Source organism: Mitsuokella sp. UBA4253, from assembly GCF_002395285.1.
Taxonomy (GTDB): Bacteria; Bacillota; Negativicutes; order Selenomonadales; family Selenomonadaceae; genus Mitsuokella; species Mitsuokella jalaludinii.
Genome location: NZ_DGWR01000011.1, coordinates 45,659 through 66,398 on the forward strand (window position 1 = coordinate 45,659; position 20,740 = coordinate 66,398).

General features: G+C 56.9%; 19 protein-coding genes. 11 read left to right on the forward strand and 8 right to left on the reverse strand.

Annotated features, from left to right (window positions below; genetic code table 11):
• Window positions 1–41 precede the first annotated feature (41 nt).
• From B2X55_RS05170 to B2X55_RS05185, 4 genes are all read left to right on the forward strand, one after another.
• Complete coding sequence (locus tag B2X55_RS05170) at window positions 42–1,265, forward strand: oligosaccharide MFS transporter (RefSeq protein WP_264293538.1); 1,224 nt, start codon at window positions 42–44, stop codon at window positions 1,263–1,265.
• A 122-nt stretch (window positions 1,266–1,387) separates the two neighbouring features.
• On the forward strand, window positions 1,388–2,764 hold the full coding sequence (locus B2X55_RS05175; protein ID WP_286821155.1) for a NosD domain-containing protein: 1,377 nt from the start codon (window positions 1,388–1,390) through the stop codon (window positions 2,762–2,764).
• Window positions 2,765–3,054: 290 nt separating this feature from the next.
• The gene (locus B2X55_RS05180; protein ID WP_286821156.1) at window positions 3,055–4,545 is read left to right on the forward strand and encodes a glycoside hydrolase family 32 protein; all 1,491 of its coding nucleotides are present in this window, start codon (window positions 3,055–3,057) and stop codon (window positions 4,543–4,545) included.
• Between the two features lie 72 nt (window positions 4,546–4,617).
• Complete coding sequence (locus B2X55_RS05185) at window positions 4,618–5,883, forward strand: oligosaccharide MFS transporter (protein WP_286821157.1); 1,266 nt, start codon at window positions 4,618–4,620, stop codon at window positions 5,881–5,883.
• A gap of 75 nt (window positions 5,884–5,958) precedes the next feature.
• Here the strand turns inward: B2X55_RS05185 and B2X55_RS05190 are convergent, their stop codons facing one another.
• Together B2X55_RS05190 and B2X55_RS05195 are read right to left on the reverse strand one after the other, a co-directional pair.
• Entirely contained in the window at window positions 5,959–6,606 is a 648-nt protein-coding gene (locus B2X55_RS05190) for a YczE/YyaS/YitT family protein (protein WP_286821158.1), read from the reverse strand.
• A 27-nt stretch (window positions 6,607–6,633) separates the two neighbouring features.
• A complete protein-coding gene (locus B2X55_RS05195) occupies window positions 6,634–7,128 on the reverse strand; it encodes a nitroreductase family protein (protein ID WP_286821160.1) in 495 nt (164 codons plus the stop codon).
• Between the two features lie 209 nt (window positions 7,129–7,337).
• Between B2X55_RS05195 and B2X55_RS05200 the strand changes: the two genes are divergently transcribed.
• From B2X55_RS05200 to B2X55_RS05210, 3 genes are read left to right on the forward strand one after another with little or no spacing between them, the layout of a single operon-like run.
• Window positions 7,338–7,856 carry an SRPBCC domain-containing protein gene (locus tag B2X55_RS05200; protein WP_286821161.1) on the forward strand — a complete coding sequence of 173 codons (519 nt, stop codon included), beginning with the start codon at window positions 7,338–7,340 and terminating at the stop codon, window positions 7,854–7,856.
• A 59-nt stretch (window positions 7,857–7,915) separates the two neighbouring features.
• Window positions 7,916–8,257 (forward strand): winged helix-turn-helix transcriptional regulator, encoded by a 342-nt coding sequence (locus B2X55_RS05205; RefSeq protein WP_286821162.1) that lies wholly within the window; start codon window positions 7,916–7,918, stop codon window positions 8,255–8,257.
• Window positions 8,254–8,478: a hypothetical protein gene (locus tag B2X55_RS05210; protein ID WP_036378166.1), complete on the forward strand. Its 225-nt coding sequence runs from the start codon at window positions 8,254–8,256 to the stop codon at window positions 8,476–8,478. Before B2X55_RS05205 ends, B2X55_RS05210 begins: the two co-directional genes overlap by 4 nt.
• 636 nt (window positions 8,479–9,114) lie before the next feature.
• Here the strand turns inward: B2X55_RS05210 and B2X55_RS05215 are convergent.
• On the reverse strand, window positions 9,115–10,362 hold the full coding sequence (locus B2X55_RS05215) for an NAD(P)-dependent malic enzyme (RefSeq protein ID WP_036378170.1): 1,248 nt from the start codon (window positions 10,360–10,362) through the stop codon (window positions 9,115–9,117).
• 307 nt (window positions 10,363–10,669) lie between these two features.
• Entirely contained in the window at window positions 10,670–11,953 is a 1,284-nt protein-coding gene (locus B2X55_RS05220) for an LCP family protein (protein ID WP_036378174.1), read from the reverse strand.
• A gap of 196 nt (window positions 11,954–12,149) precedes the next feature.
• Here B2X55_RS05220 and B2X55_RS05225 point away from each other — a divergent pair, with 196 nt between their 5' ends.
• Window positions 12,150–12,611, forward strand: coding sequence for a CYTH domain-containing protein (locus tag B2X55_RS05225; protein ID WP_286821164.1), 462 nt, complete (start codon window positions 12,150–12,152; stop codon window positions 12,609–12,611).
• A gap of 358 nt (window positions 12,612–12,969) precedes the next feature.
• Here the strand turns inward: B2X55_RS05225 and B2X55_RS05230 are convergent, their stop codons facing one another.
• From B2X55_RS05230 to B2X55_RS05240, 3 genes are read right to left on the reverse strand one after another with little or no spacing between them, the layout of a single operon-like run.
• Window positions 12,970–14,895 carry a PTS fructose transporter subunit IIABC gene (locus tag B2X55_RS05230; protein WP_286821165.1) on the reverse strand — a complete coding sequence of 642 codons (1,926 nt, stop codon included), beginning with the start codon at window positions 14,893–14,895 and terminating at the stop codon, window positions 12,970–12,972.
• Window positions 14,896–14,928: 33 nt separating this feature from the next.
• The gene (pfkB, locus tag B2X55_RS05235; RefSeq protein ID WP_286821166.1) at window positions 14,929–15,837 is read right to left on the reverse strand and encodes a 1-phosphofructokinase; all 909 of its coding nucleotides are present in this window, start codon (window positions 15,835–15,837) and stop codon (window positions 14,929–14,931) included.
• 7 nt (window positions 15,838–15,844) lie between these two features.
• Window positions 15,845–16,591 (reverse strand): DeoR/GlpR family DNA-binding transcription regulator, encoded by a 747-nt coding sequence (locus B2X55_RS05240; protein WP_255240530.1) that lies wholly within the window; start codon window positions 16,589–16,591, stop codon window positions 15,845–15,847.
• Between the two features lie 248 nt (window positions 16,592–16,839).
• Here B2X55_RS05240 and B2X55_RS05245 point away from each other — a divergent pair, with 248 nt between their 5' ends.
• Window positions 16,840–17,751, forward strand: a complete 912-nt coding sequence (locus B2X55_RS05245; protein ID WP_248617174.1) for a YitT family protein — start codon at window positions 16,840–16,842, stop codon at window positions 17,749–17,751.
• A 147-nt stretch (window positions 17,752–17,898) separates the two neighbouring features.
• Here the strand turns inward: B2X55_RS05245 and B2X55_RS05250 are convergent, their stop codons facing one another.
• Window positions 17,899–18,102, reverse strand: coding sequence for a hypothetical protein (locus B2X55_RS05250; RefSeq protein WP_286821168.1), 204 nt, complete (start codon window positions 18,100–18,102; stop codon window positions 17,899–17,901).
• A gap of 475 nt (window positions 18,103–18,577) precedes the next feature.
• Here B2X55_RS05250 and B2X55_RS05255 point away from each other — a divergent pair, with 475 nt between their 5' ends.
• Both B2X55_RS05255 and B2X55_RS05260 read left to right on the forward strand, forming a co-directional pair.
• Window positions 18,578–19,225, forward strand: coding sequence for a hypothetical protein (locus B2X55_RS05255; RefSeq protein ID WP_286821170.1), 648 nt, complete (start codon window positions 18,578–18,580; stop codon window positions 19,223–19,225).
• A 108-nt stretch (window positions 19,226–19,333) separates the two neighbouring features.
• Window positions 19,334–20,629, forward strand: coding sequence for an O-acetylhomoserine aminocarboxypropyltransferase/cysteine synthase family protein (locus B2X55_RS05260; protein WP_286821171.1), 1,296 nt, complete (start codon window positions 19,334–19,336; stop codon window positions 20,627–20,629).
• The last annotated feature ends 111 nt before the right edge of the window (window positions 20,630–20,740 follow it).

Genomic DNA, 20,740 nt, shown 5'->3' on the forward strand with positions numbered 1-20,740 from the left:
TCATATTGGATAATCACGTTGGGATGAGAGGATGGATACCGATGAAGCAAAAACTTTATTGGATGCTCAGTTTTTTCTGCTTTATGTTCTTCTTTTGTTGGTTCGTGTTCAACGCGTTCCTGCCAATCTGGCTCAAACAGGTCAATCACTTGAGCGGCGTGCAGATCGGCACAATTTTCGGCTTCAATGCGGCGGTCACGATGGCACTGCAGCCATTCTACGGCTATATCCTTGACCGCTTGGGCATGCGCAAGAACCTGCTCTACTTTATCAATGCCTGCATTCTCTTCACGGCGCCGTTCTTCCTGTTCGTCTACCAGCCTCTGTTGGCCAGCCACTTCTACATCGGCGCCATCCTCGGCGCAATCTACCTCGGCGTAGCCTTCAATGCAGGATGTGCTGCGGTGGAGTCGTACATCGAGAAGGCAGGTCGCTCGCATGGCTTTGAATTTGGGCGCGCGCGCATGTGGGGTTCGCTTGGCGGTGCCGTCGGCGTCTTTGCCGCTGGCGTCGGCTTCAATCAGGACCCTAGCCTGATCTTTATCTTTTCGTCGATTGGCGCCATCCTAATGTTCATTTTTCTGTACAGCGCGAAGCTCAATCATCAGGATGTTGTGGCAGACAGCAAGATCAATATCACAGTGCGCGAGGCGCTCGGCCTCCTGAAAATCCGCAATGTCTGGATTCTCATCATCTTCCTGTTCGGCTCTTCCTGCGTTTACGCCGTATTCGATCAGCAGTTCGCCATCTACTACGCTTCGCTCTTCCCAACGCAGGCGGAAGGCGATGCGGCCTTTGGCTATCTCAACTCGCTGCAGGTCTTCTTGGAGGCTGCCGGCATGTTTGCTGCACCGGTCATCGTCAACAAGATTGGCGCGAAGCGCGGCCTCTTGCTCGCGGCATCTATCATGACGTTCCGCATGTTTGGCTCGGGCCTCATCACGGATGTCTACGGCATCTCGGCCATCAAGCTCATGCATGCGCTGGAACTTCCGGTCTTGCTCGTGTCGATCTTCAAGTACATCGCCCGCAACTTCGATAACCGCTTTGCTTCCGTCTTGTACTTGATCTGCTTCCATCTGTCCTGCCAGTTTGGCATCTTCTTGCTTTCCCCAGTGGCAGGCCATCTTTATGATGAAATCGGCTTCCCACACACCTACGTCATTCTCGGTGCAATCGTGCTGACATTCACAATACTCGGCGGCCTTACGCTCGTCTCGGACAAGAAGTCGGCATATGTGCAAGCCGGTGCGAAAACCGCTTGAGCGCACAGTGCGCGAATCGCTGCACCGCATGTATACTGCTGATGCGGTGGCGTTACGATAACGTTATGATCGCTTTGTGATAGATATGATAACAATGCAAAAAGAAAGAGGAGGATTTTTTTATGGATCGAGATAGAATGGATAAAACAGCAGAAAACTTTTACAACGTAACGGAGTGGCCGCATGGCGATGCCCATGAGGACATCGGCGCTGTCATTAACGACATTATCGCGGACATCAAGAAGCGCCAGGATTCTACAGATCATGACGGAGAATGCGGCAAACCTGGCGCTGTCATCTACATTCCGTCGGGCGACTACCATCTGCGCACGCAGGTATTCATCGACATCAGCTACCTGCGGATCGAGGGCTCAGGCCACGGCTTCGTGTCGTCGAGCATCCGTTTCAACATCCCCGAGAAGAATTGGAAAGATATGCACGAGCTCTGGCCGGGCGGCAGCCGCATCCTCGTCAATCTGGAGGCTGATCCGGACGATGAGACGGCTGGTGCTGCCTTCGTGGTCAAGCGCGAGGGCAACCCGCGTATCAGCTCTGTTGAATTCGTGGGCTTCTGCATTGACGGTCTCCATTTCGTGGACGATGGTACAGGCGAGGATATCCCGGAGAACACGTATCTCAACGGCAAGACGGGTATCTACATCGCTAGTGCACAGGACTCCTTCCGCGTCACGAACATGGGCTTCATCTATCTCGAGCATGGCCTGGTCATCCACAATGCCGATGCCTTGACAATCCACGACAACTTCATTGCGGAGTGCGGCAACTGCATTGAGTTGCGCAGTGCGGGTCAGGCTTCCAAGATCACGGATAACCTCATGGGCGCCGGCTATCGCGGCTATTCGATATACGCGCAGAATTTTGGCGGCTTGTTGATCGCAGACAACAATATCTTCCCGCGTGGCACGAGCATGGTCCACTTTGAGAACGTCGTACGCTCCACGGTCACGAGCAATCGCTTTCACTCGTTCTACCCCGGCATGCTCATCTTGTCTGGCTGCTGTTCAGAAAATCTCGTAGCGGCCAATCACTTCTACCGGGCGCGCGAGCCGTGGGCGCCGATGCAGATGCACGACAATGGCCTGATGGATGACTACGGCTTGGTGCGCGTGTCGGGCAACAACAATTCCATCGTTGCCAACCACTTCTCGGAGATTATCGATACGCCGTACATCAAGCCAGTCGGCACCAGCCCTGTCATCCTCTACCTCGCGGCCGGTCACGGTAATTACGTTGCAACAAACCACATCGTGGCGGCGACTGAGGCGGCAGCTGCTGCGGATACGTCAGCAGCTGCGTGTTTTGCCGCCCAGGTCGGCGCGATGATCTCCAATCAGGATGCCGAAGAATTCCCCGTTGTCACCGTCCAAGTGGCGGAGGAGTCGAGCGCCAATATCGTCCTGGATTCTGGAACAGAGTCGCAGGTTGTCCTGGATCGCAAACGCAATGCGTTCCGTCCGACACCGGACATTCCTCGCTGATTGTCCTCTCCCGTGTCGCCGTACCCTCTGCGGTGATGCGGTATTGATACAATCCCCTTTCCAGGAAGATACCGCAGGGGGAGGAAATGACACCTACTTCTCTAGGTGTCATTTTATTTTAAAACAAATGTTCAGTTTATTTTGATGAGGACGTCAAAACAACAGAATATGATAAAACTATTGACAAAAAATAGTCAATACGCTAGAATATAAACATCGAACCGGTTTTATATCTGGTTCGCTTCGTTTTTATTCAACATCGAACCGATTCGATATATGAGGTGAGCAATATGTCAACTATGTCAGAGGAAAAGGAACAACTCACGCCGGATGAATTCATCGCGGCAAATGAATCCAAGGTCAACAAGCGCTGGTATCCGCGCTTCCACATCGCGCCGCGCGTCGGCTGGTGCAATGACCCGAACGGCTTTGCCTTCTTTGGCGGCCAGTACCATTTCTTCTACCAGCACTATCCGTACGAGCCCAAGTGGGGGCCGATGCACTGGGCACATGTGACGAGCAAGGATCTCGTGCACTGGGAGCGTCAGCCAGTCGCGCTCTTCCCGGATCATCCCTACGATGCAGACGGCTGCTTCACGGGCAGCGGCATCGAGAAGGATGGCAAGTTCTACCTCCTCTACACGGGTCACGTTGACCTCTTGAAGAAGCCGGGCCAGCCGGACCGCATCGAGACGCAGAATATCGCTGTCAGTGTCGATGGCATCCATTTCGAGAAGTCGGAGAAGAATCCGGTCATCAAGCTGCCGGAATGTGTGTCGACGGGTGAAGATCACCACTTCCGCGATCCGAAGGTCTGGGAGCATGACGGCCGCTACTATGCGGTGGTCGGCGCACAGACGGCGGAGGAGAAGGGCCAGGTGCTCGTCTTTGTCTCGGATGATCTCCTGAACTGGAAGTTCCTGCACGTGATGGCCAAGGCGCACGGCAACCAGGGCTTCATGTGGGAGTGCCCGAACTTTGCCGAGTTCGACGGCCATGAGGCGCTGATTCTCTCACCGCAGGGCATCCGGCCGGAGGGCAAGCGCTACCTCAACCTGCACCAGTCCGTATCGATGCTCGGCAAGATGGACTACGCTTCGGGTATTTTCTACCACGATGCGATGCACCGGCTCGACCATGGCTTTGACTTCTATGCGCCGCAGGTCACGCAGACGCCGGATGGGCGCTGTGTGATGATTGGCTGGCTCGCGATGTGGGAGAGCGCGATGCCGGAGCAGGCGGATGGTTGGTCCTGTCAGATGACGGTGCCGCGCGAGCTGCACTACCGCGATGACAAGCTGGTGACGCCGCCCGCCAAGGAACTCACGGCTCTGCGCAAGGCGGCGCATACGACAGAAGACCTCGTCATGACGGAGGAGACGCCGCTTACCGACTGGTCGTATGAGACGGGCGAGTTCTGCGCAGAATTTGATTTCAAGGAGGCCGAGGGCCTGGCTGTCCACTTCACGGCAGGCTTCGACGATACGGTCTCGCTGATGGTCGAGAAGAAGAGCGGGCTTGTGACGCTCGTGCGCAAGTCGGCCGCGACGGGACGCAAGGAAGAGCGCTATGCGCAGCTTCCGGCCGGTGCGACGCATCTCTCGCTGCGCGTCTATGAGGACCGCTCCTCGCTGGAGTTCTTCCTCAATGACGGTGATATCGTCATGAGCACGCGCTTCTATCCGAAGACGGAGGAACGCGTCATCGTACTCGAGCCGCAGGAAGGCACGGTGCGCATGACGGACGGCGTCTTCTATGAGCTCGATGACATCTTTGCCTGAACATCATCTTTGATCACTCATTCCGTATAGAAATCCCGATGTTATTGTCTTTTGGGAAAGGGGAAACATATCATGGGGAATTTTTTGAAGGCTTTTTCGAATCCATTTTACAGGACAAGCTCGCTTGAGATCCTGCTGTTCTTCGTTGGCTGGGGCATCTGGTGGTCCTTCTTCCAGATTTGGCTGACGACGAAACAGGGCTTCACAGGCGCCCAGGTCGGCACGATTTATTCCTTCGGATCTGCCGTGACGCTCGTCTTGATGTTTGTCTACGGTTCCTTGCAGGATAAGCTCGGCATGAAGAAAACACTGCTGAAGTTCATCGTCGTCTGCCAGATTTTCGTCGGCCCGTTCTTCACCTGGGTCTATGTGCCGATGCTCGCAGCGAATTTCTACGTCGGCGCGGTGATCGGTGCCATTTACCTCTCCATCGCATTCCTCGCGGCCTGCCCGGTTTTCGAGGCGGTGACAGAGCGCCTGAGCCGCCGCTACTCCTTTGAGTACGGCCAGGCAAGGGCCTGGGGCTCCTTCGGCTATGCCGTTGCGGCGCTCTGCGCGGGCTTCCTCTTCACGATGAATCCGTACTTGATCTTCTGGACGGGTTCTGTCGTCGCTACTGTCCAGCTCGTTGTCCTGGCTGCGCTGTCGCCGGAGAAGAACGCAGCGCTCACGTCCCAGTATGAAGTCCAGTCGGAAACTCTCAAGGAGAGCAAGACGCCGTCCTTCGGCGAGATCATCGGTGTGTTCAAGCTCATCGATGTCTGGAAGATGATTGTCTTCGTCATCATGAGCTGGACGTTCTACACGGTCTTCGACCAGCAGATGTTCCCGGAGTTCTTCACGCGCTTCTTCGCGACGCCGGAGGCGGGCCAGCAGGCATACGGCGTGCTCAACTCCATCGAAGTCTTCCTTGAGTTCCTCATGATGGGCCTCGTGCCGATCCTCATGCGCAAGATCGGCGTGCGCAAGGCCATCCTGCTCGGCTGCACCATCATGATTGTCCGCATCGGCGGCTGCGGCCTCGTCACGAATCCTCTGGGCGTTGCCATCATCAAGCTGCTGCACGCACCGGAGACGGCCCTCTTCATCCTCGCTGTTTTCCGCTACTTCACGCTTCACTTCGATACGCGTATTTCGACGACGCTCTACATGGTCGGGTTCCAGATTGCCGCACAGGTTGGCCAGATCATCTTCTCGACGCCGCTTGGCGCCCTGCATGACAACATCGGCTACCAGAGCACGTTCCTCGTGATTTCCGGCATCGTCTGCGTGGCCAGCATCTACGCCTTTATCGTCCTCAAGAAGGATAATGAGAGTGTTGAAGGTCAGCCGCTTTAAAAGGATTTTTTAGATAGCACAACAGCCTCTGTTTTTTATTTGAAACAGAGGCTGTTGTGCTATCTAATTTCTTGTTTAGTGCAGGGACAGGTAGATGCGGCCGTGGGCGTCGATGCGGCTCAGGTGGCGCAGGTAGAAGCGGGCGATGATGCCGGTCAAGAGCGCGGAGATCAGTGTGCCTTCGCGGATGCCCTCGATGGTGCCCATGGTCAGCACGGAGACGATGGCGGCGATGATGACGAGGCTGACGTCGTTGCCGACTTTGACCTTGCCAAAGTCGATGTGGAACTGATGCGCGAACGTGTAGACAGCGCCTTCGCCGACGAGCATGAGCACGTCGGCGATGCCCTGCCCTGCGACACCGAGCGCGACGAGCACCGTGCCGAGCAGGCAGAGCAGCAGCTTGAGCGCATAGGCATCCGGCACGATGGTGAAGAGATTCATGAAGAAGTCGATGCAGAAGCCGAAGAGGATGGTCACGGGGATCTGCAGCCAGAAGACAGCCGGGAAGTCGCGCCGCAGCATCAAGAGCTCAAAGACGACGAAGACCATGTTGACAGCAAACGTCGTCTGGCCGAAGGTGAACGGCGAGATCAGGCTCAGGACATACGGCAGGCTCGAGATCGGCGACGTGCCCAAGAGGCTCTTGACCACGAGAGCAATGCCAGCCGACTGAATCATGACCGCTAGGATCAGTAATAGATAGCGTTTTGGCGTAGACAAATAAATCCTTCTTTCGTGAGGATGTATTCACTCGACCCAGTGGATTTTCTTGGCGTCGTAGCGGTCGACCTGGGGCTTTTTGCCGGCGGGGTAGCCGAAGGGCAGCAGGGCGAAGGCGTACTGGTTGTCGGGCAGGTTGAGGATCTTGCCGACTTTCTCGATGCGGTCCGGGACGGGGGAGACGGCCATCATGACGCCGCCGAGGCCGAGCTCTTCGAGTTCGAGCCAGAGGTTCTCGGTGGCAATCGCACAGTCGATGTCGGTGATCGTCGGGAAGATGACATCCGTGCGGGCGGCAATGACGAGCACGACAGGGGCCTTGGCAGCGGCGACGGCATAAGGGCTGGTCCTGGAGAGCTCTTCAATCGTCTCGCGCTTTGTCACGATGTAGAACTCCCAGGGCTGCTGATTGCCCGCTGACGGCGCAACAAAGCCAGCCTGCAGCACTTTCTCGATTTTCTCTTTCTCCACGGGCCTGTCCTCGAATTTGCGGACGCTCGTGCGGGTGAAGATGGCGTTCATGGAATCATCCTTTCTCTTTTGTCTTTGTCTATGTTCATTATAGCAGATGCATATCTATCCTCAATACTATCCTTTTAGATACTATCATACAATAAAGTGCATTCTTCACAAAAAGATTCTTTGCGGCTACAATGAATACATCAGCTGAAATGAGCCGCTACGGCAAAAGGAAAACTTATTAGATACGACGAAATAAATGGAGGATATTTATGTTAAACGAAATCAACTGGCCGCATGACTACCTGCCGGGATTCACGGACAACTTTGCTTCGAATGAGGTCATCGTCAGAGGCATCGACGCAGCGGAGACGTTCGCGAACCTCATCGACACGAGCATCTGGCCGACGTACTACAGCAATGTTGCTGATGTCGAGTTCGACAATACAGAGGGCACGAAGCTGGCACCGGACACGCGCTTCCGCTTCAAGACGTTCGGCTTCCCGATTGAGGCAGAGATCACGGAGTTTGAGGCACCGCATGATGACCAGCCGGGCCGACTGGCATGGCATGGTTGGGCAGAGGGCGACGCAGAGCACCGCCTCGATGTCATCCATGCATGGCTCATCGAGGACCTCTCGGAGGGGCGCGTGCGCATCCTGACGCAGGAGTCGCAGAAGGGCAAGCCGGCGGCTGAGCTTCACAAAGATCCGAAGGATCCGATGAATGTCGGCCATCAGGAATGGGTCCGTGGCCTCGCCGCTACGGTACTGGCAGCACATCAAGGCTGATGGTCGCAGACTAGTGCAAGGCAGCGGTTCCTACTGGTCATCTGGATATGGGAGGAGTCATGGTAAAAGAGACAATGTTTCACTGTCCGGTTGAGGCGGCACTGAGCCTCATCAGCGGCAAATACAAATGCATCATCCTCTGGCACCTGATGCAGCGGACGCACCGCTATGGTGAACTGCACCGCCTGATTCCGCAGGCGACGCCGAAGATGCTGACACAGCAGCTCCGCGAACTCGAGGCAGACGGCGTCATCCACCGCGAAGTCTATCCCGTCGTGCCGCCGCGCACAGAGTACAGTCTGACCGAGTTCGGCCGGAGTCTGTCTCCTATCATCGAGGCAATGTGCGACTGGGGCAAGGAGAATATGAAGCAGAGAATACTGTCCGGGGCTGAGGAATGACGGTCCTCTCGGACGCCGAGGAATGGCCGGGGGAAGTCGCGAAAGGCACGGAGATGCCGTTCCATGTCGAACAAGCCCTGCAGATCGCGGGCGGCAAGATGCGCGTCGATGGCATGTACGGCAGCCATATCGTACATGACCGCGAACTTATCACGGGCCAGAATCCCGCGTCAGACCTCGAGTTGGCCAAAGAGCTCGACAAGAGTCTGCAAGCTGAGTGACGAATGTTCTGTATAATTCTTCCCGAAGAGCCGAACACCTTTTGATGTTCGGCTCTTGATGTATTCTATTCTTTCGGCTCATGTTTTGTTTGTGTGCCTGGTGGCCAACTGCTCTGAACCTGTGTAAGAGGCCTCGATGCTTGACTTATCAGCGGGGTGTACTATAATAAAGGCATAAAAAAGCTAGACCTGTTGATGCTTTTATTTGCTTCACCTTGCAATATGTGCTATACTAAGAGTAATCGAAAAAGTATCTATCGTAAGATAGGCCAAAAGGCTTCCAGTTTGCACACCTGGGAGCCTTTTTCATACTAAGAAAGGTCAGCTGCTCCCGAATGAAGGGATTGGCTGACCAACAGGCTAAGAACGTGTTGCCGCTACCGTTCTAACCATTTCTGGACGCAGTACCAAATTGCACACGATACTACTCCAGCAAGAACGGACATCGAAAAAGTATCCACAGTAGATAGGCCCCCTTCCTGCTGCCAGTATAGGGGCGGCAACGTATCTAGTATAGCATAGTTCGTGTTCTCTGTAAGGATGTTTCTTTATACAAAATAAGGAAGAGGCTGTGACAAAATGGTTTTACATTTTGCCACAGCCTCTTTTTGCGTATATATCTGCGTGTAGTAAGGCTCAGGCCTCGCTGGCGTGCTCGGCGGCGAGGAGCTGGCGGGTGTGCTCGGCTACCTCGTCGGGCGTGATGTCGGTGATGCGGGCGACGCCGGTCTTGATGGCGGCATCTGCTACGGCTGCGGCGACGTGCGGTGCGACGCGCGGGTCGAACGGGCTCGTGATGACGTGCTGCTCATCGAGCTCGCTCTCGTCGATGAGGTCGGCGATGGCCTTGGCGGCAGCCATCTTCATTTCTTCGTTGATCTTTTTCGCGCGGACGTCGAGAGCGCCGCGGAAGATGCCCGGGAAGGCCAGCAGGTTGTTGACCTGATTCGGGTAGTCGCTGCGGCCCGTGCAGACGATGCGGGCACCGGCAGCGTAGGCCTCATCCGGCATGATTTCCGGCGTCGGGTTGGCCATGCCCATGACGATCGGGTCCTTCTTCATGGAGCGGACCATGTCCTGGGTGACTGCACCGGCTACGGAGACACCGATGAAGACGTCGGCGTCCTTGATGACGTCTTTGAGCTGGCCTGCCTCATGCTGCGGGTTCGTGATCTTGGCGATGGCGTCCTTGTAGGGGTTCATGTCTTCCTTGCGGCCCTCGTAGATGGCACCCATGCGGTCGCAGAGGATGATGTTGCGGCCGCCCATGCTGTAAATGAGGTGCGTGATGGCCTGGCCGGCAGCACCTGCGCCGTTGAGGACGAACTTCGACTCCTCGAACTTGCGGCCCGTGAGCTTGAAGGCGTTGATGAGGGCCGAGACGACGACGATGGCCGTGCCGTGCTGGTCGTCGTGGAAGACCGGGATGTCGAGTTTCTGCAGGCGCTTCTCGATGTCAAAGCACTGCGGTGCCTTGATGTCCTCGAGGTTGATGCCGCCGAATGTCGGCGCCATGAGCTCGACGGCGCGGACAATCTCATCGACGTCCTGCGTGTCGAGGCAGATGGGGACGGAGTCGACGCCCGCGAAGCCCTTGAACAGGATGGACTTGCCTTCCATGACCGGCAGGCCGGCGCCAGCGCCGATGTTGCCGAGGCCGAGTACAGCGCTGCCGTTCGTCACGACGGCGACCGTGTTGCCCTTGTTGGTGTAGTCATAGATCTTGTTGTAGTCCTTCTGAATCTCCAAGCACGGCGCAGCGACGCCCGGCGAGTAGGCCAGCGTCAGGTCCTTCGCCTTCTGGAGGGGGACCTTGCTGTGCATCTCGATCTTGCCGTGGTGTTCTCTATGCAGGGCCAATGCCTGGTCGTTCAATTTGCTCATGGGGAAGACTTCCTTTCTCGCGTCTCTGTCCGGCTCTGGTGGGAATCAAGGCCGGATGGCGCCTTGATGGGATATGAGTTCGTTATGATGGTGATGAATGTTACACTTTTTTGAAACTTTATCCGTAAGTGTTACAAAGTTTGTAAAACGTGTTGCATACTATTATATTGTTGTTGAAATGAAAATACAAATATGATTTATTAATGGGAAAATAAATTGGCATAATAAAATGAGCCTTTTCGACAGTTTATGGCGGTATCCTCCATGAATTGTCGGCAAAGGCTCGTTTTGTTTCAGTAAAGTGATGTCACTGTGTCTTGGCGGTGTTGCTGCTGCGCGTCGGGGCGGCTGGTGCCGTCTCTGCCGGAGCGGCTGTCGTGTGCGCGCTGCCCGCGTGGGAACTGCTCGTGGAGTGCTCGCTCGCACCCTCGGAGCTCGAGCGGCTCGTGCTCCGCGAAGTCGAGCTCTGAGAGCTGTTGCTCGAGGAAGAACTCTTGCTCGAACTCTTGGCACTGCTCGTGTTTGAACTGCTCTTCGCCTTTGTCGTGGATGGCGACGAGGTCGCACCAGCCGGGATAGAGCTCTCGTACTCATGCTGGGCGCGGTCGAGCTGTGCTTTCTCGCTGGCGTTCAGCGTGATGCCAAGCGTCTCGGCGAGCGTCGTGCGCAACTTGTGCAGGTCCGGTATCCAATAGCTGACGCCGTCGATGTAGAGCGGCTTGCCCGGTACCATCTCCGTCTTGAGGCCATTCTTCTGGGCTTCCTTGAGCGTGCCGGCGAACTCGAGCAGCTGGCGGAAGGAGAGGTCGGTCTTGACGGAGGACATGACCTCGCTGATGACGTTTGGCAGTTTCGGGATGATGGCCGGGGATGTGATTTTGTCCATGCAGGCCTTCATGAATTTCTGCTGGCGCTTGATGCGGCCGATGTCGCCCTCCTCGTCGCGGTAGCGCACGTAGGTGACGGCCGTCTTGCCGTCCATGTGCTGCATGCCCGGCTGGAGGTCGATGATCAGGCCGCCGTCGTCATCCCAGGGGTCTTCGTAGTACATGCGCTTCTCGACATCGATGTCGATGCCGCCGATGGCGTCAATGATCTTCTGGAACGCCTGGATGTTGATGACGACGTAGTGATCCATGTTGACGCCGAGGAAGTCCTCGACGGTGCGCTGTGTGAGCTTCTCGCCCGCTTCTGGGCCGCCCTTGGCGCTGCCGTAGGCGTAGGCTGCATTGATCTTATCCCAGCCGTGGCCCTTGATCTTGACGCGTGTATCGCGCGGGATGGACATCAGAGCAGCATGGTCTTTCTTCGGGTCGAGCGTCGCGACCATCAAGGTATCGCTGCGGCCGACATCGTCGTCGCGCTCATCGACACCCATGATCATGATCGTCGTCTTGTCCTTGGCCGTCAGCAGGCCGTCCTCTACGACATCATCGGATGATTTGTCGAGCAGGCTGTTCGAGGCGAAGAGTGCGCCCATGGCGGCGGCCGCGATAAAGGCGATGATCAGGAGTCCCCAGAGGAGCCCTCGGTGCCGACGGCGTGAACGGCGCGGCTGGCGAGGCGGGATCGGATTCGTTTGCAAGATGATACCTTCTTTTTCACAAAATCAAATATAAATCCCTGCTATTCCAGCAGGGGATATTCATAGTTACATTATAAGGAAAGCGCGCACGATGTGCAATTACTTTATCGATATCCACCGTATATCGTAGCGGCTATGCCTGAAAAAAGGATGGATAGATGGTAGAATGGGGGAAGATGCATAAGAGAAAGGATGAAACATCATGGCAGCAGAGATTGAACGAAAATTCCTCGTCAAGGAGGGCTGGCGGCCGCAGGCAAATGGCGTGCGCATCGCGCAGGGGTACCTGTCCACCGTGCCGGAGCGCACGGTGCGCGTGCGCATCAAGGGCGAGAAGGGCTATCTGACGGTCAAGGGGCGCAATGCGGGCATACGGCGCGCGGAGTACGAGTACGAGATACCCTTGGCCGACGCGGAGGCGATGCTCGCGCTCTGCGAGCAGCCGCTCATCGAGAAGCGGCGCTATCTTGTACCATATAAGGGCTATACTTGGGAGGTCGACGTCTTTGCCGGCGCGAATGAAGGGCTCGTCGTAGCGGAGATCGAGCTGCCTGCAGAGGATGCCGCATTTGCCAAGCCCGACTGGGTCGGGGCAGAGGTCTCGGGCGATGCGCGCTACTACAACGCGAGCCTGATTTGCCATCCGTATCGGGAATGGAAGTGAACGGCAGGCTGTGCATAAAGTCTGCTCAGCCACTTTGAGATATCCACAGGCTGGCGTGCGAAAATGGGTCATAGAAACCCCAAGATATAGGAATAATGGCAGCAGTCATGCGTATATATTGGGTTATCCACGAATTTATCCATAATATCCACAGATTTTGTGGATAAGTGGCGGGGATTTTAGCCACAGTATGCACAGGCAACTGTATATATTATTGTAGGAAAATGAGAGACTTCTCTCCTGTCGCCATGTTATCCACACCTGTGGATTTCTTTGTGGATAACATGGAGTGTCATAAAAAAGAGCGCTGAACCGCGATATACGCGGTTCAGCGCTCTTAGTATTTTGTGCAATGAGATTACTTGTCTTCGCCGTCCTTGAGCGGTTTCTTGAGGATGGAGAGGATCAGGCAGCCGATGATGGCGCCGACGAGGATGGAAACAAGATACATCAGCGGGTTGCCGATGGTCGGGACGACGAAGATGCCGCCGTGCGGTGCGCGCAGAGTGCAGTCGAAGGCCATCGTCAGGGCACCCGTGACAGCAGAGCCGACGACGCAGGCCGGGATGACGCGCAGCGGGTCAGCTGCGGCAAACGGGATGGCACCCTCGGTGATGAAGGAGAGGCCCATGACGTAGTTCGTGACGCCGGCCTTGCGCTCGCTCTCGGTGAAGCGGTTCTTGAAGAACGTCGTGCAGAGAGCGATTGCGAGCGGCGGGACCATGCCGCCTGCCATGACGGCAGCCATGACATGGAACTCACCGGAGGCCAGGAGACCCGTGCCCGTGACGTAAGCAGCCTTGTTGATCGGGCCGCCCATGTCAACAGCCATCATGCCAGCGACAATCATGCCCATGAATATGCGGGCCGAGGGATCCATGTTCTTCAGCGTGTCGACCATCCAGCCGTTGATGGCGGAGACAGGCGGCGCGATGATGAAGAGGCTGATGAAGCCCATGATCAGGATGCCGAAGAACGGGTAGATGAGCATCGGCTTGATGCCCTCGAGGGAGTCCGGCAGGCACTTCGAGGCCTTCTTGAGGAAGTTGACGATGTAGCCGCCGAGGAAACCGGCGATTAGCGCGCCGAGGAAGCCGGAGCCCGTCGTACCGGCGAGTGCACCGCCGACGAAACCGACGGCGAGACCCGGGCGATCAGCGATCGACATGGAGATGAAACCGGCGAGGACCGGCAGCATGAAGCCGAAGGACGCACCGCCGATGTCCTTGAAGAATTTCGCGAGCGGCGTGTTGGAGCCGAAGTTCTTCGGGTCGATGGAGTAATCATCGAACAGGAACGCGAGGGCGATGAGGATACCGCCGCCGACGACGAACGGCAGCATGTGGGAGACGCCGTTCATCAGGTGCTTGTAGATCTGGCGGCCGAGGCTCTCGCCCTGGACGTCAGCAGCGCTCTCTTCCGTGTCGCTGCCCGATGCGTGGTAGACCGGCGCATCGCCCTTGAGGGCGCGGTCGATGAGTTCATCGGCCTTGTTGATGCCGTCGGCGACCTTCGTGATGACGACTTTCTTGCCGTTGAAACGGGCCATGGCGACGTTCTTGTCGGCGGCGACGATGATGCCGTCCGCTGCGGCGATCTCTTCGTCCGTCAGGATGTTCTTGGCACCGCCGGAGCCGTTCGTCTCGACCTTGATGGAGATGCCGCGCTTCTTGGCGTGCTGCTCGAGGCTCTCGGCTGCCATGAAGGTGTGGGCGATGCCCGTCGGGCAGGCCGTGACGGCGAGGACCTGGATGTGGTCGCTGGCCGGTTTTTCCTCGGCGGCTGCACCGTCGCCTTCTGCGGCCTCAGCCTTCGGCGCTTCGAACTTGCCATCTTCCTTGAGGTCGATGAGGTGCAGGAACTCCTCTTTCGTCTTGGCGGCGATCAGAGCTTCCTTGAAGTCCGGGTCCATGATCATCATGGCGAGCTGCTGCAGGATCTGGATATGTGCATCGTTGGCGGAATCCGGAGCGGCGATCATGAAGAACAGGCGGGCCGGGTTGCCGTCCATGGACTCAAAGTCCATGCCTTCAGGCACCGTCATAGCGGCGAGGCCTGCTTCCTTGACGCCCGTGCTCTTGGCGTGCGGCGTTGCGATGCCGTCGCCGAGGCCCGTCGTGCCGGAAGCTTCGCGGGCGAAGACGTCCTTGAGATACTGTTCCTTGTCGGAAAGATTGCCAGAGGCTGCCATGAGGTCAGCGAGCTGACGGATTGCTGACTTTTTGTCAGCAGGCTTTTGGCCAAGCGCGATGCTCTCGCTCTTGAGCAAGTCAGTAATACGCATAGTTTCCTCTCCTTACACTGTATGTAGAATGAATCAGATGATTGTCTTTAAGAGTGCTTCGACTTCCGGACGCGTGGCGAGGTTCTCGCTGAACGCGGAAGCGGAGCCCGTGGCGACGCCCATGTGGAAGGCCGTCTCGAAGTCGCCCTGTGACTCGGTGTAGCCCGTGATGAAGCCTGCGACCATCGAGTCGCCGGCGCCGACGGAGTTGACGAGCTTGCCCTTCGGGGCCGGGCTCTTGTAGTGCTTGCCGTCTGCCGTCAGCAGGATGGCGCCGTCACCGGCCATCGAGATGAGGACGTTCTGCGCGCCCTTCTCCTGGAGCTTCTTGGCGTAGGTGATGATCTCCTCGTCCGTCGTGAGCTTGACGCCGAACATGTCGCCGAGTTCATGGTTGTTCGGCTTGATGAGGAACGGATGGTACTTGAGGACATTGAGCAGGAGCTTCTTCTCGGCATCGACGATGATGCGGATGCCGCGGCCCTCGAGGCGGGCCATGATCTTCTCGTAGATGTCATCCGGCAGCGTCTTCGGGATGGAGCCGGCGAGCACGAGGGTGTCGCCCTCGCTGAGCTTGTCGAGCTTCTCGAAGAGCTCTTCGCGCTTGGCCTCGCTGATGTCCGGGCCCTGGCCGTTGATCTCTGTCTCTTTATCGGCCTTGACCTTGACGTTGATGCGGGTGAAGCCCTCCGGCAGCTGGACGAAGTCGTGCTTGACGCCGAAGCCGTCGAGCTGGCGCTTGACCTCTTCGCCCGTGAAGCCGGCCGTGAAGCCGAGAGCCGTGCTCTCATGGCCGAGGTTGCCGAGGACGATCGAGACGTTGATGCCCTTGCCGCCGCCGAGAACCTGTTCGTAGTTCACGCGGTTGATCTCGCCAGCCGTGAAGGAATCGAGGCGGACGATGTAGTCGAGCGAGGGGTTGAAAGTTACGGTGTAGATCATTCTTCTCTTACTCTCCTTCCAGGATTGTCGTGCAATCCCGATACTTCTTGTCTCTTAGATGTCCGGTGATGATGGTCGCACTCGAGATGTTGGCGAAGGTGATCGGCGAGATCTTGTTGAATTTCGACTGATCGGCCAGCACGTAGGCGTGCTCACAGCGCGAGAGGGCTTCGCTCTTGACAAGGCCCTCGCTCGAGTCCGGCGTAGAGAAGCCGGACTTGATGCTGATGCCATTGGCACCGAAGAATCCTTTGGTGAAATTGTAGAGCTCTAGGTTATGCAGGGCTTCTGTGCCGATGACGGCCTCGGTGACAGCCTTGAGGCGGCCACCGAGCAGGAAGACCTTGAAGCCCTTGAGGGACAGTCGCGAGGCATGGGGCAGCCCGTTTGTCACGTAGACGGCCTGGCGTTCCTGCAGGAAGTCCACCATGTGCAGGGTCGTGGAGCCGGCGTCGATGTAGACGAAGTCCTTGCGGGTCACAAGGCTGGCCGCCCGTCGCGCGATGGCGATCTTCTCTTCGGTGCAGCGGCTGCTCTTGGTCGGCATGTCTTCTTCCATCGCGGTGTAATTGCTGTCGATGGAGGTCGCGCCGCCGTAGACCTTGTAGAGCATGCCGCGCTTGTGGAGCGCGGTCAGGTCGCGCCGGATGGTGGATTCCGATGTGCAGAGCGCCCGGGTGAGCTCGGGGACTGTCACAGCCTGTTTCTCTTTGAGGATGCGCAGGATGGTCGCATATCGTTCTTCCGTAAGCATGGCTTTCACCCTTTCTGTATTTTCATAATATCATCAAAGTCAATCAAAGTCAATCACAACCAGCAAACAATATGAAAGAATACGAAGAAAGGCGTGCGAAGGCTGGGCGGCTTTCACGAATGAGCAATACGAAAAGATTTTTGTAACAGATGGAAGCTTTTTCACGATAATTTCATGGATGAGCGTATACTTTTTCGCTATAATAAAACTATATAGGAAGAAAACCAATTGGAAAGTAGGAGAATTGTATGAGTGATATCCACAGCCTGCCCGGCGTGACGGAGGCGAAGGCAAAATCTGTCATCCGCCAGCACCGCAAGGCTTCGTTCTATGTCAAGAAGTACCTGATGATCTTTGTCGGTGCGCTGATCGCGGCAATCGGCCTCGAGCTTTTCCTGATCCCGAACAATGTCATCGACGGTGGTGTCGTCGGTATCTCGATCATGATGTCATCGATCACGGGACTGTCGCTCGGCGTCTTCCTCGTGCTCTTGAACATCCCGTTCCTCTATCTCGGGTACAAGCAGATCGGCAAGAACTTCGCGATTGCGACGACGATTGCCATCTGCATCCTGTCGGTCTGGTCGGCGGTATTTGCGCCGCTGCCGAAGGTCACGGATGACCCGTTCCTCGCAGCGATCTTCGGCGGCATCATCGACGGTCTCGGCGTCGGCCTGATCATCCGCGCGGGCGGCTCGCTCGACGGCACGGAGATCGTCGCCATCATCATGGACCGCAAGTCGGTCTTCTCGGTCGGCGAGGTCGTCATGTTCATCAACCTCTTCATCCTGTCGAGTGCGGGCCTTCTCTACGGCTGGGACAAGGCGATGTACTCGCTCGTCGCGTACTTCGTCATCTCGAAGATGATCGACGTCGTCATCAAGGGCCTCGACGAGTCGTACGCCGTCATGATCGTCACGAATGAGCACGATGAGATCACGTCGGCCCTCAACGACCGCCTGGGTCGCGGCGTCACGCTGCTGCACGGTCAGGGCGGCTACACCGGCGAGCCGAAAGAAGTCCTCTACTGCGTCGTCACGCGCCTCGAGGTCGACAAGCTCAAGGAAATCGTACTCGAGAAAGACGAGAACGCCTTCGTCACCATCAACGCCGTCCACGACATCGTCGGCGGGCGCTTCAAGAAGAAGGCAATCCATTGAGATTGGCGGGCTAAGGGGAACTGGCAAGGGGAGGCGGCTCGTGGCCGAGACACTGCCGACGCTTCACTCGGCAATGGCCTAAAAATTTTTTCAGGCATTTAATCAAGCCTTGCCGGGAATCTAAACGCGCTTCGCTTGGACGACGATTCACGGCAAGGACAGCTTGTAGCCTGAAAAAATTTTCTTGACGGCCATCGCCAAAGCTCCGCTTACGTCAGCGCCTCGGCCACAGCCTTTGGCTTCGTTTCTCTTGGACATTTTCTTGACGGCCATTGCCAAAGCTTCGCTTACGTCAGCGCCCCGGCCACGGCCTTTGGCTTCGTTTCTCTCGGACATTTTCTTGACGGCCATCGCAAATGCTCCATTTACGGCAGTGGCCTCGCTCGGGTCTTGGGCCCCGTTGCTCTCGAACATTCCTTTTGAGCGCATCTATTGAATCACCTACCATGGCCGAGGGAATATTTCTATCTAGTAAGGCAAGGTGAAACTTCATCCTGTCTTGGGTGGGGCAAGTAACAATCCAAGGGCCGCCCCCGAGGCAGGCACTTGTGGCGTGGCATGCCGGGAGGGGCGGGGACAGGAGCGGAGTGTTCGCAGCTGGCGTCAAGAAAGATTTTTCAGCCCACACTACTTCCCTTGAAAAGAACGATCGTTCAAGCGCAGCGCGTTTTCGTTCCTTTTCAAGGCTATATTAAAGGCTGAAAAATCTTTTAGCCAGCTGCGCTACGGAGCGTTGGCCCTGCCCCTCCCGGCCGCACCAGCCCTGCTTCCAACCTTCTATGTCAACCCATCCCATCCATCACCAACAACTAAAGGAGGTATTCCCATGCGAAACATCATCACTCGCTCGTGCATCGCCATGCTGCTCCTGCTCATCCTTGCGGTCCCGGCTCTGGCCGCGGAGCGGCAGCCGCAGCGCATCGCGCAGTTCCCGCTTGTCATCGAGAGCTGGCAACAGCCGGACGCTTCGGTGCAGGACCAGCTGGAGCGGAAGATCGACCGCGCGCTGCACGTGCCGCTCAACGCGACGCTCAAGGCCGTCACCTACATCCCTGAGAAGGACTGCCTCGCCGCCTGGGACGAGGTAGAGGGGGATATGACTGGCAAGGTCCGCATCAAGGACATGGCAAAGCCTATTGCCGAGAAGCTCCAGGCTGACCTCGTCGTCATCCCTGTCGTCGCGGCGTATGAGCAGTACACGACGATGAGCTGGTACTGGGACCGCGGCATGATCCTGCACAGCCGTGCAGAGGTCCAGCTCATCGTCTACGATCGCGCGCAGGACAAGCTCGTCCACAAGAAGGCCTCTGACTTCTTCGATGACGAGTACTCATCTTCGGGTACGGCTTCGTACCTCGCGCTGAATTGCATGGACCGCGTCATCCGCGACGCTGACCTGCACGGTTTCCTCTGGCCGCTGGACAGGGGTTCAGCCGCTGCGGACAGCGCGAAAAAAACGGCGGCCAAGTCCTGATTTTTTCGCGATCTTAGCTTGACAAGTTACATGGTTACAACTATAATGTAAACATATTAATCAAGTATGTTTACAAGCAACAAGCTTTTTTGAAAGGGGCCGGTTTTCATGAGTGAAGAGAGAAAGTATCATTTTGAGACGCTGCAGCTGCACGTTGGCCAGGAGCAGGCTGATCCTGCTACGGATGCGCGCGCTGTGCCGATTTACCAGACGACGTCGTTCGTCTTCCACAATGCACAGCATGCAGCGGATCGCTTCGCACTCAAGGATGCCGGCAACGTCTACGGCCGCCTGACGAACCCGACGGAGGATGTATTCTCCAAGCGCATCGCGGCACTCGAGGGCGGCGTCGCAGCTGTCTCCGTCGCTTCTGGCGCTGCGGCTGTCACGTATGCACTCGAGGCACTCGTACACCACGGCCAGCACATCGTCGCGGCTACGACGATCTACGGCGGCACCTACAACCTCTTTGAGCACACCTTCCCGAACTACGGCATCGAGACGACGTTCGTCGACCCGACGAAAGGCGTCGAGGTCTTCGAGGAGGCTATCAAGGAGAACACGCGCGTCGTCTACATCGAGTCCATCGGCAATCCGAATGCCAACCTCATCGACATCCAGGCTGTCGCTGACATCGCGCACAAGCACAACATCCCGCTCGTCGTCGACAGCACGTTCGCGACGCCGTATCAGCTGCGCCCGTTCGAGTATGGCGCGGACATCGTCGTCCACTCGGCTACGAAGTTCATCGGCGGCCACGGCACGACGCTCGGCGGCGTCATCGTCGACGGCGGCAAGTTCGACTGGATTGCCTCGGGCAAGTTCCCGCAGTTCGTCGAGCCGAACCCGAGCTACCATGGCATCAGCTTTGCCAAAGATGTCGGCGCGGCAGCTTTTGCGACGTACATCCGCACGCTGATCCTGCGCGATGAGGGCGCGACGCTCTCGCCGTTCAATGCCTTCCTGCTGCTGCAGGGCACGGAGACGCTGTCGTTGCGCGTCGAGCGCCACGTCGAGAATGCGCTCAAGGTCGTCGACTACCTTGCCAAGAACCCGCATGTCGCGAAAGTCAATCATCCGGCTCTCCCGGATCATCCGGATCATGAGCTCTACAAGAAGTACTTCCCGAACGGCGGCATCTCGATTTTCACGTTTGAGATCAAGGGCGGCGCTGAGGCGGCCAAGAAGTTCATCGACCATCTGCAGGTCTTCAGCCTGCTGGCCAATGTCGCCGACGTCAAGTCGCTCGTCATCCATCCGGCTTCGACGACGCACTCCCAGATGAACGAGCAGGAGCTCGCTGCGTCTGGCATCACGCCGTCGACGATTCGCCTGTCCATCGGCACGGAGCACATCGATGATATCATTTACGATCTCGACCAGGCCTTCGAGGCTCTTGATTGATCGTTTGATATACTTTTCTCTACCCAATGGGGCTGCGGAGCTTCTCCGCAGCTCCTCTTTTTTTGACAAAATCTCTCCTTCGTGCCATCATAGGGGATGACGGTACGCATC

Excerpts from the sequence above, each read along its gene's own strand:
- B2X55_RS05225 (WP_286821164.1), top strand. The coding sequence starts at position 12,150 with ATGGCAGCAGAGATTGAACGAAAATTCCTCGTCAAGGAGGGCTGGCGG.
- B2X55_RS05245 (WP_248617174.1), top strand. The coding sequence starts at position 16,840 with ATGAGTGATATCCACAGCCTGCCCGGCGTGACGGAGGCGAAGGCAAAA.
- B2X55_RS05170 (WP_264293538.1), top strand. The coding sequence starts at position 42 with ATGAAGCAAAAACTTTATTGGATGCTCAGTTTTTTCTGCTTTATGTTC.
- B2X55_RS05195 (WP_286821160.1), bottom strand. The coding sequence starts at position 7,128 with ATGAACGCCATCTTCACCCGCACGAGCGTCCGCAAATTCGAGGACAGG.
- B2X55_RS05240 (WP_255240530.1), bottom strand. The coding sequence starts at position 16,591 with ATGCTTACGGAAGAACGATATGCGACCATCCTGCGCATCCTCAAAGAG.
- pfkB (WP_286821166.1), bottom strand. The coding sequence starts at position 15,837 with ATGATCTACACCGTAACTTTCAACCCCTCGCTCGACTACATCGTCCGC.
- B2X55_RS05180 (WP_286821156.1), top strand. The coding sequence starts at position 3,055 with ATGTCAACTATGTCAGAGGAAAAGGAACAACTCACGCCGGATGAATTC.
- B2X55_RS05255 (WP_286821170.1), top strand. The coding sequence starts at position 18,578 with ATGCGAAACATCATCACTCGCTCGTGCATCGCCATGCTGCTCCTGCTC.
- B2X55_RS05175 (WP_286821155.1), top strand. The coding sequence starts at position 1,388 with ATGGATCGAGATAGAATGGATAAAACAGCAGAAAACTTTTACAACGTA.
- B2X55_RS05215 (WP_036378170.1), bottom strand. The coding sequence starts at position 10,362 with ATGAGCAAATTGAACGACCAGGCATTGGCCCTGCATAGAGAACACCAC.
- B2X55_RS05200 (WP_286821161.1), top strand. The coding sequence starts at position 7,338 with ATGTTAAACGAAATCAACTGGCCGCATGACTACCTGCCGGGATTCACG.
- B2X55_RS05260 (WP_286821171.1), top strand. The coding sequence starts at position 19,334 with ATGAGTGAAGAGAGAAAGTATCATTTTGAGACGCTGCAGCTGCACGTT.
- B2X55_RS05210 (WP_036378166.1), top strand. The coding sequence starts at position 8,254 with ATGACGGTCCTCTCGGACGCCGAGGAATGGCCGGGGGAAGTCGCGAAA.
- B2X55_RS05250 (WP_286821168.1), bottom strand. The coding sequence starts at position 18,102 with ATGGCCGTCAAGAAAATGTCCGAGAGAAACGAAGCCAAAGGCCGTGGC.
- B2X55_RS05205 (WP_286821162.1), top strand. The coding sequence starts at position 7,916 with ATGGTAAAAGAGACAATGTTTCACTGTCCGGTTGAGGCGGCACTGAGC.
- B2X55_RS05185 (WP_286821157.1), top strand. The coding sequence starts at position 4,618 with ATGGGGAATTTTTTGAAGGCTTTTTCGAATCCATTTTACAGGACAAGC.
- B2X55_RS05230 (WP_286821165.1), bottom strand. The coding sequence starts at position 14,895 with ATGCGTATTACTGACTTGCTCAAGAGCGAGAGCATCGCGCTTGGCCAA.